This is a genomic window from Segatella maculosa OT 289 (assembly GCF_000243015.1).
Classification (GTDB): Bacteria; Bacteroidota; Bacteroidia; order Bacteroidales; family Bacteroidaceae; genus Prevotella; species Prevotella maculosa.
In genome coordinates, this window is sequence record NZ_JH594500.1 from 37,597 (window position 1) to 47,021 (window position 9,425).

General features: G+C 37.0%; 2 protein-coding genes. Both read left to right on the top strand.

Annotated features, from left to right (window positions below):
* Window positions 1–4 precede the first annotated feature (4 nt).
* Window positions 5–7,354: a sacsin N-terminal ATP-binding-like domain-containing protein gene (locus HMPREF9944_RS00135; protein ID WP_008563597.1), complete on the top strand. Its 7,350-nt coding sequence runs from the start codon at window positions 5–7 to the stop codon at window positions 7,352–7,354.
* Window positions 7,344–9,422, top strand: coding sequence for an AAA domain-containing protein (locus HMPREF9944_RS00140; RefSeq protein WP_008563598.1), 2,079 nt, complete (start codon window positions 7,344–7,346; stop codon window positions 9,420–9,422). Before HMPREF9944_RS00135 ends, HMPREF9944_RS00140 begins: the two co-directional genes overlap by 11 nt.
* The last annotated feature ends 3 nt before the right edge of the window (window positions 9,423–9,425 follow it).

Below are 9,425 nucleotides of genomic sequence, written 5' to 3' on the forward strand. Positions count from 1 at the left end.
GATTATGGCATTCTTTAAGAATAAATATCAAATGATAAAAGCTTCCGATGACGAAATTCGGGAGTTCTTTGCCACAACTATATTTGAGGGCGTTTTCTCAAAAGAGATAAAAAGCAACCATGCAGAATATTTCAAGGGACACATACACTCTATTAAGATAGCTGGCGAGCCCACGAATGTAATTGGGAGTTATATTAATGTTCCAGTTTCCGCTAACGAGATACCAGAAGGGGATTGTACTTTTAAATGTAGAGTTAAAGAAGAAGTTAGACAGTCTCCTTTACAAATTAATTTCTCAATTTCACCCAAGACGTTGAGAAGTAAAAATGCGCCAGTATCCTTTTTGACAAAAAATGAAGGAGAAGTGTCAAACGAAGATCTTTTTGACCTATGGGGAGTAGATGACTGTGAGTGTATAGGATACTATCACTATGATGAAGACAAAGAAATGTATTATGTGGACGATCTTCGAAAAACAAATTTCGACCACATACCACCGTATTTGTCAGATATTTACAAGCGTCCTATTCGAATGGGGTTCCCTTTTGAACTTAAGGGATTAAAATTGGACAACTATTATCGATTCACTTGGAAATTATCTCATAAGAACAAGAACAATCCACACGAAATCCATTTGGACTTAAGAAAACAGCCTAAGGCTATTACCCCCAAATGGTTTATTAATAAATTGTTTGAAGATCGTCATAGCGATAAGTCAAAAGACTTTGGTTCAGCAGCTAACTTCCTGGATACACTTAGCAAACAGTTAAGTGCAAAAGAATCAACTTTTGTATATGAACTTTTGCAAAATGCAAACGACTATCCTGTAGAGGGACAGATGGTTGACGTAGAGTTTCATATTACAGACAATTATCTATTGTTCTTGCATTCTGGTGATAGGTTCAATGTACGCAACATCTCAGGTATTTGCGGTATTAATGAGAAGGAAAAGGTTGCCAACAAAAAAACTATAGGTTATAAAGGAATTGGTTTTAAAACTGTCTTTTTAAATAACCACTATGTATATATTAGAACTGGAAATTACTCATTTAGATTTGATCAGGGAGAAACACCAGAAAAGAAATTGGGTGGAAAGATAAAGCGTCAGGACGCACCATTCCAAATTTTACCAATCTGGACTGACCATAATGAAGTCGCTCCAGAAGTTAATTCCATATTTGATAATGCAAATCCCAAGTTCCAAGTGCAAATTGCTTTGCGTCCAGATAGTAGAAATATTTTACATGTAGGAAGAAAATCATACGAGAACCTTTTTCGGGAGGTCTTCTCTGATTCTAATATTATATTATTCATTCCCAATATTAATTCTGTTCGAGTATTTATAAATGGCAAAGAAGAAAGAACATGCTTCAGAAATAATGAAGAATGGATAGTTAATGATTATGAAGAAGACATTAACCCCGACTTACAGGAATTGGTTAATAAGACCATAGAAAAGGGTAATAGCAGAATACCGGAGAAATATAAGGATTTTGAATGCACTAAGGTTTCTTTTGCTTGTAAGCACAAAGGAGCAATGATAGAACCTGTGGATAAATCTATATTGTATTGCTATCTTCCAACATCTGCTTCATGGGGATTTCCCTTTCTTATGAATACAGATATGATTCCAAAAGGAGATAGAAATGATATTGAAAAAGAAGTTACACTCGTTGGCGATGATGAGAAGAATTTCAATCAAGAACTGGCTGCTATAGCAGGTGTCAAGCTATTCTGCTGGATTAAAGATTTGCTCACCTCCAAGCAATATCAACTTGGTTCGGTTTTCTCACTCATACCTGATTTTAAGAAATGTATCAAAGAGCATGATTTTTACGAAGATTATATAAAGAAGTTTGCAGAAAGCTTTAATGAATGTATTGAAAATGACCAGATAGTTCCTGTTCGTCAGGGAATTGCTAATGTTAAAAATGTTATATTAGATACGACAGGGCTAACAACATCAGGCATTTTATCTGATGAGGAATTCTATAAGTTTTCAGGGATGGAAGATTCATATCTTCCTCTTCCAATGCTTCGAAAAGATAAACACTTCAATTCCTTCCTAAAAAGATATGCTGATGACGAACAAAAGTTTTCTGAAGATAATTTGCGGGAATTGATTCCCAATTCGGCATTTCAGGAATGGCTTAAAGATCAGGACAACAATAATAAATTCTTGAATTTTCTTCTGGAAAAGGACTATCTGGAAGATTACTTTGAGGAAACCATATTCATAGAAGAAGAATGTGGAAATCTTTTTTCTGCAAGTGATCTATATTATAATATTGATGAGGAACTGATGGATCTGTCTGCTTTCAGTTCTCATTTGTGCTATCTGTCATTCAAGACCCGTGATTTTTTCAAGGATAATAAGAAATGGAACGAGTTAATAGAAGATCATTTCGCTGAATATGATTGTGAAACATTTGTAAACGACACTTTGTTAAGCGACAACTGGGATGAGACAGTAAAAGCACTGAAGAACTGGGAGACTTCCTTCCACTTCTACAGTTACCTTGCAAAGAATAGCATTGTGCCTGACGATCTCTGTAGTCTGCCATTCTTCAATGATGACTCAGAAGCGACTGTTGAAGACGATTTCAATGACAAATTCATTTTCCTTTCTTCTTCAGAAGGAAAGAAAACATGCAGCGCATCATGGTTGTCTTCAGTTTCTTTCTGTTTTGTGTCACCAAACTACGATAAGGCTACGCTTGATTATTTCAAAGAGAATGCTGGAGTTTTGGACTATTCTGATGACGTCATAGTAAATGACATTATTCAGTCAGAGGACTATCATGACGAGATAAATGAATCTCAGCAGGAGGACAAGGAGTCCAGTTTGGCATTTGTAAAGTTCTGTTTTGAGCATGAATCATCATTTGGTAGCGGTTCTTTACGAGATTATGCTCTGAACTCTTATGACTGCGATGGTGACGAGGCATTTGTACTGTACGAAGACCATGTTTTCTTTCCTTCCGAGTGTTTTGAACAGTACTCACAAAAAGAATGGTTGAATTGTGACTGGATGTATAGTCTCGACTCAGATTATCTCAAAGTAGATAACGATGAGGAGAAAGTAAAAGCTTTCCTTAAAAAGGCTTTCTATGTCGAAGAACTTGATGAGGATAAATTCTACAAAGATATTGTACGTCCAAATATCAGTTCTGTCATATCGAATACAAGCGGAAACAACGATGGCGATGGTGCTAAGAACCTCGACTTTATCTGCTACCTCGATGCGAACTACAACTTAATATTCGAAAAAGAGAAGGATGCCGACAAATTTGGATCCTTTGTATTTGTCGGGGATACAGATGATAATGGCTTTTATGATATAGCTTCTGATTCAGCGTACATTTATGCTCATGACTCTGAATTGAAGGATATTCTTGATTCAGAATGGTTCCCTGCAGACACAGTGAACATGTGTTCAAGCAAATACGGAGAATCAAAGTCAATACTGGCTATCAAAGTCAAGAAATATGATTTCGCAAACTTCTTCAACGATGTAATTACTGAGGAACTTGATAATATTAATGAAACCATAAAATCCAAGGAAGCGAGTATAGCATTTCATACCTTCATCATTGATCGTCTTGCTAACCTTACCGACAAGCAAAAGGAGGTAATGAAGGGGGCAAAGGTTTATCTTTATGGTAATGATGATGCTAGTGACAGATCTGATGGACATCATATATTAAGCAAGAGCGCACGAGAACTTGCATCTATGGGATTGGTTGAATTTTCCGACCTTGACATCATAGATCCTGATTATCACATAGAGGAGAATGAAGAGTATTGGAAAACACGACTGGGAAATGAACAGTTTACCGTGACCGACTTCATTACTTGGCTGACTGATAATACAGATACGTTCTATTCAACGATCGAAGACAAGGATAATAATATAAAATTCTGGAGATGGGTAAAAGGGTGTAAACTAGCTGATCAAACACTTGCAAACCTGCCAGTTCTTCCTGTCTATCTTACAACGGATGAATATGTAAATTCTGATGATACAATCTACCTTTCAGATGAATATATCGAAGAAGGTGGATTAGAGACGATTGTAACAAATTACCATCCTGATGCCTCATTCGTCAGCAGTGAATATATTGCAGAGGAAGACAATGTTGATACCTGGAAAGATTTCTGGGTAAAGATGGGCGTGCGATTCGAGATGGTAGATATTCTTATCGACACAATTGATAACAGATTATCTGATACAGATGATGCCAAGTTGCCGGCTACAATTGCAAAATATCGCTTGAAATTAGAAGAACACTATGAAGGAGATTTAATTTCTAATCTCCGAGATCTTCGTGTCAAGGCTCATGACGGTGAGTTCTATAGTCTATCAGAAGTTATTTATGTTGATAGCGAAAAGGAAGAACCATTTAAATATATAGACATTCCAAATCAGGCTTCGTTTGCCACGGCAGACGAAAGGAAACTCATTATCGACATATTAGACGAAATAGATGGTGATAAAATCACCAAGCTCGCGGAGTGGCAAAAAGTTAAAATAGATCGTTATCTCGAAATTCAAGATGATGAAAATAGTGAAGATCTGCTTCGTTCTATCCATTTCCGTTTCGTGGATGAACTTGCAGCAATGTATATTGCAGATAAAGATAGTCTCAAAGAGTTTGAACAGATTTCTAATGTACTCTTCTTGAATTCCGGTGATGAGTTTACTGACGTTTCAGAAATGACAGAAGGTAGTCTATACAAACCATTCTGTGATTTCGAGAAATATGGTCTTGACTATGATTATATTTCTAATTCTTACTTACAAGAATGTACGAATGACATACGAAAGATGCTCAATAGAGTCTTCAAGATTCATTGCGATTTTGAAAAAGATGATATTGAAAACCTGTCAGACAGAGATTTCTCAATTTATTTCTGGAGCCAGTATCAAATTAAACGAGATGCTGACATTAGTGGTGTCAAAAAACTGATTGATGATGGGGAATTTGACTCTGTAGAATGTATTCCGACAAAGGATTACATGAAGAAACCTAGTGAAATATACTCTCTAAGTATATCTTCATATGTTATAAAACATGTAGATGATTGGGAGAACAAATTGCCTCTTAAAGATCTACCAAATATCGAGTATGACAAAGAAGAAAAACGTACTTTGTTTGGTTTGTTATTAAACAAACCATCAAATTTACGTCTATCTTTCTGCGATTCATTGTATGCTCTTTTCAGCATTGCTGGCCAAGATAGAAGAGCTCATATATTGCAGTGGATGATAGAGACTTACGATGAGAAATATGATGTAAATGTTTCCGAATATAGAACAGATGAATCTGCTAAGTGGAAGAATACTAAAAATGAGGACAAACCAATTACCGAATTGTATGCTTTATCATATAACGATAAGAAATTGGAGCAGTATTTTGGTAATCTTCCACAAATCATCAATAAAGATTACCTTCCTGCCGGTCCAATTTCTTTCAAAAATGCGTGCGATATACTTCAGATAACAACTATTGAACCTGAAGATTTAATTGTCGACAAAATCGATCAGGTCTCAAAGAATGAGGTATATAAGAAAACACTAAGAGTCTATGCGTTGGTTCTTGCAGGGTATGAAGACGCGGAGAATTGGAGCTCACGCTATCAAAAATACTGCGACCTTATAGATGCACTAGAGTTGTGGTGCTGTACAGCAATATCTATTAGATATGAAAAAGATGAGAATATTTGCCAAAACTTAAAGAAATTTTATCGCGAAAAAGGTTCGGCAGATTTCTACTTTGTCAAGTCTTTGGATGAGAAACGAGTATTCAAACCATTTGTAGAGAATTTTATTGAGTATTTGGGAATTGAAGCTGACAAGGACTTCGTTGAAACCGTAATGGATAGTCGTGAAGCAGCAATGGAACTTGTCCAAGAGAATAATACTCTAATGCTTGATGATGCCTTTAAGAACGAACTCGACATTTTGATACCAGGTATCAAAAGAGAACTGACTGGTCATGAAGCTGATGATACAGATATCGTAGATGAAGATATACGTCACACATTTACAGGCCATACAGATGAGCCTGAGGAAGATATTTCTGAAGATGATAATCTTGACGATAATGTATCAACAGAAAGCAACGACATTGAGAACTCTGAAAGAGAAGTAGATCAAAATAATGAAATCGAGTATCTGCGTGAAGAAGAGTACGATGATGACGATGAACGTGAAGCTATTGAAAAGTCAGATGTAGGTCTTGACGAAAACGACTTCTGTAACATCACAAAAATGTACTACAACTACAATGGTGAAGAAATAGAAATAGTATGTGAACACTACCGTAATGGCACTTGGGTACGTGGTCACTATCGCAATGGGAATTGGGTAAATGGCTATTGGAGAAGCGGCTCTAATGTTAGTTCTCATATGCGGAGTGTAGGTTCGCATAGCAATGGCAACAATTTTGAACAAGGAGTTTCTTCTCAGAATAATTCTACCTCATCTTCAAGACCTTCTTCACAACATACAGGCAATAATTTGGATGTGATAAAACCGAAGGAAACTCGTTCTGATAAGGGCTCTACTCACGATAGTCCAACGACAAGAGAACCTCGCGAGAGAAAGTCTACTTCGAATGCAACCCCAACAAAAGCAGGTGAAGGTACTCGTTCCTATAGTTACATGAACGGTTGGGAAGGTTCTGGAAGTAACTATACTCCACAAGCCCCCAAACCATACTCACCTGAAGATGTAAGAAACTTCGGTTCTCATGGAGTCACTAGAACGCTTGAAGTTCTGGAATCAACCACATCCGAAGTTGCAGAAATTAACAGGATTCTAGGAGAAGACCTCTCTTCGGAGCAAGTAGCAGATCAGAATTATTTGGCACAACTGAGATTGTACAATAACCTTGTCAATCGAGGTATGACTCCTAATGAAAGCAAGGATGACTTCGTCCGCAATGCTCACCTGAAGAATGAACACACTATCAATGGTGGTAAGTACATTCACAAATGCAGTGCTGCCGGTGGCATCATGTATCTTTCACCATCAATTTGGAATAAGATTGCTGACGACAGATGTGTTGTATGTGTCTATCTTGGTGCGAAGTCAAACGAGTTTATGTACTTTAATTCAATTGATGATATTCTTGAATGGATTGGCGAAGACGATATTGTCATCAAGCTCACGGGTGAAGAAAAAGCAGATGTCGTTGAGGAACTTTATTCCGGAGTACTCAATGGTGTAAAGGGGACTGCATATACCCTCATCAGAATCAACTCCAACGAAAAGTACAATTCGCTCTTCGCTCAGTTGCCTAATAACAATGATATAAACGAAACGGAGGAAAACGAAGATGAGTATTGATAAGAAAATACAAAACTATCAGTATTTCTTCTCGGACCAGGTTCGTGAAGCAGAGATGGAACAGAAGTCCATCATTAAGGCTCCTATGAATCAGCTGTTCCGAAAGGAAGAAATCATCGTTGGATATGTTGACCATGTGAATGACAACCTCGGACATGTTGTTATTAAATTTCCAAAAGACAAGGCACCTCGTTTGAAAGTGCAGAAATCCATAATGGTAATTAAGAAAGAAGCCAAGGCGGAACTTGGTCCGAATGTTACTTCATGGGTGTGCTCATTTCTTGATTTTTGTAAGAATACTCAATATCATTCCAATACATCTGACCTATTGCCCCTTTATTATAATAAAGGCGAATCAAAGTATGATTACGTAGGCTGTACTGGATTGAGTACGACATTATATGATTTGTTCAAAAAGTCAACAGAGTCGGGAAAATCTCTGTCTGTGATAGTATTCTCTCCATTCCCACCAGTGGATTATTTCAATAATCTCGTGAATTTCTTAGAGGTATATCATGACTTGCCAGAGCAAATGATTGAACCGAAAATTGATTATGAAGATTGGCAACCTGAGGAATTGGAGTATAATCCTGAGAACGAGACTGCCATTCCAGAAAAAATTCTTCAGACTTTAGAAGAAGATGACTGCTGCATCCTCCAAGGTCCTCCGGGAACTGGAAAAAGTTATACAATAGCTCATATCATAGCGACTTATCTTACGAATAATAAGACTGTCTGCGTTACGACAATGGCTAACAAAGGACTCATCGAACTTGTTCAACAGCCACCACTCCTGCCATTCCTACAGGATGGAAAGATTTCAAAGTCTAACTTGTCTGCAGATGAAAGAAGAACTGTTCCTGGACTAAAACCAATCAAGAAAGGTTTCATTATTCCAAATGGAGAACTCTTTTGTTCTACTAATTATGTTCTATCCCAGGTATATAATTCAGATAATCTAAGTGACGATGGCTTACCATCATACGACTTGATTATCATAGAAGAGGCCTCACAGGCATTTCTTGCTTCAATCATAGCATTTAAGAAATTAGGACAAAAATGCCTTATAGTGGGTGACCCGATGCAGCTTCCACCTATCATCAGCAATCCTACAAAAGGGTTGTATAATGCTTGGAATGCAAATACCCAGATTGAAGGCCTCAAAACATATGCCTTAGGTACAGATGTAAAATCATACCGAATAACAACAACTTTCCGTCTTACGAAAGCAAGTGCTGATTTGACGGGCATCTTCTACAGTAATAGATTCAGGTCTGTGCAGAAGAAAGAAATTGATTTTAGTCTTTGTCACTCAAATCTTTTTCCATCTGGAGGAGGTGTAATCTATCATTATACCCATGATTTCACAAATGGAATTGTCTCGGGAACAGGTTTGAATATTGTCAACCAAGTAGTAAATGCGTTTAGTAGAAACTACCCAAAACGCTCGTTGGCTATTATTTCACCGTTCAATGATACAGTAAAGCAGCTTCAGAAGAGTTTTTTAACAGACTCTTCTTTAGATGACTTTACTATTGAGACGATTGATAGGATTCAGGGTATGACTGTAGATTATGCAATCTTGTATATTCCTGGCAGGAACCCTGGTTTCGCACTTGATGAGAGAAGATTCAATGTGGCTACCAGCCGATCAAGAAGTACAACTTTAATAGTATCAGATATTCCACTTACAAATATGCATTCCATATCTCCGAAAGTTGCCAATTTCATAAGGAAATGTCAGTCTTTGGATGATATAAGTGTTATGGATAGTAAAGAACCTGATAACATGTTCGATGTTCTCGAAAGAAATGATATTAAGGTTCTTTACCCAGGAATGGAAGCAATAGTTGATTTACTGATAGACAATAATATTCCTTTTAGCCACGATGGAGATGTTGACTTGTTAGACAAAGATGGTGTTGTAATAGCAACAGCAGGAATGTTATTAAAAGAATACAATATTGCCATCAATCCTGTTGACAACGATTCTAGAAAAATCTTTGAACGAGCAGGATACAATGTGATTTCTTCAGATGAATTTAGTGTTGAACTTGTAAAAAGATAAAAT